This window comes from Streptomyces sp. NPDC088246 (assembly GCF_044741025.1).
Lineage (GTDB): Bacteria > Actinomycetota > Actinomycetes > Streptomycetales > Streptomycetaceae > Streptomyces.
This window is the reverse complement of the sequence record NZ_JBIURV010000179.1, coordinates 1-1,252: the sequence shown is the minus strand read 5'-3', so window position 1 is coordinate 1,252 and position 1,252 is coordinate 1. Positions and strand designations below refer to the sequence as shown.

Below are 1,252 nucleotides of genomic sequence, written 5' to 3'. Positions count from 1 at the left end.
TCGAGCACGGCCTGGTCGATCCGGACGAGCGGGAAGTCGGACGGCGTGTGCCCGCCGGTGTCCGGACGGCAGCAGTACTCGATCAGCTCACCCAGAACCACGACGTACCGCTCCGCCAGCCCGGCGATCGTCGCCTCGTCATGCACCTCGACGCCGTACGTCCACACCATCTCCAGACGGCCGTCGACCACCTGACTGTTGACCTCGATGAGATGGGGGCGCTCGTTCTGTGACGACTGCGACTCGCCGAGAGAACCGGGCAGCGGACGGAAGCGACCGCCTCGCCCTTCCTTCGCGCGTTCGGCGCCGGAACCCGATCGCTGATCGGTGTCGGCGGCGGTCGGCTGAACGGACTGTCCGAGGTAGTTGAAGCTGACCTCGGCTCCGGCAGGCCCGTCCTGGGTCCAGTCGGTGAGATGCCGCAGCAGGCCGTAGCCCAGCCCCTTCCGGGGGATCCCGCGCAGGTACTCCTTCGTTCGGCGCAGCAGGGCACCCAGGTCCCCGTCGGCCAGTGCGGTCAGGGCAACCGGGTGGACGCTGGTGAACCAGCCCACCGTCCGCGACACGTCGATGTCCGTGCCGACGTCCTCACGGCCGTGACCCTCGACATCCACCAGCACGGACCCCGTCCGGGTCCACTCCGTGAACACCGCACCCAGCACACTCAGCAGCACGTCGTTGATCTGCGTCCGGAACGCGGCCGGCACCTCACGCAGCAACCGCTCCGTCAGCCCCGCCTCCAGCGCCACCGACACCCGCCGCGCCCCCGACACCGGATTCGCACCCTCGAACACCCGCGGCAACGGCACCGCCGCCACCTCGGTCTCCCGCCAGAACACCGCTTCCGCCGCCACCTCCGGAGAAACCGCCAACTCCGCCAGCCGCCCGGCCCACGCCACGAACGACGACGTCTTCGCGACCAGCTCCACCGTCCGCGCACCCTGCTCGACCTGCGCGTACGCCGAAGCCAGATCCTCAAGCAACACCGGCCAGGAAACGGTGTCCACGATCAGGTGGTGGGCAACGACCAGGGCCAACTGACGGCGATCCCGGAGTTCGAAGAGCGCCACCTTGAAGAGCGGCCCTTCCTCGAGGTCGAGGCCGGCTTGTACCTCCGTGGCTCGCGCCTCAAGGAACTCCGCCTCGTCCGCACCCGCCACACCACCCGCGTCGATCACCGAGACCAGATCGGACGCCTCCACGGCCACCACACGCCCAACCCACTCCCCGCCCTCGCGAACGAAACGGGAAC

Annotated in this window: 1 protein-coding gene; it reads right to left on the bottom strand. The window is 69.3% G+C overall.

What is annotated here, in order from left to right:
- A partial coding sequence (locus ACIPEK_RS46705; protein ID WP_402009152.1) for a condensation domain-containing protein occupies positions 1–1,211 on the bottom strand: 1,211 nt, incomplete at its 3' end.
- Positions 1,212–1,252 lie beyond the last annotated feature (41 nt).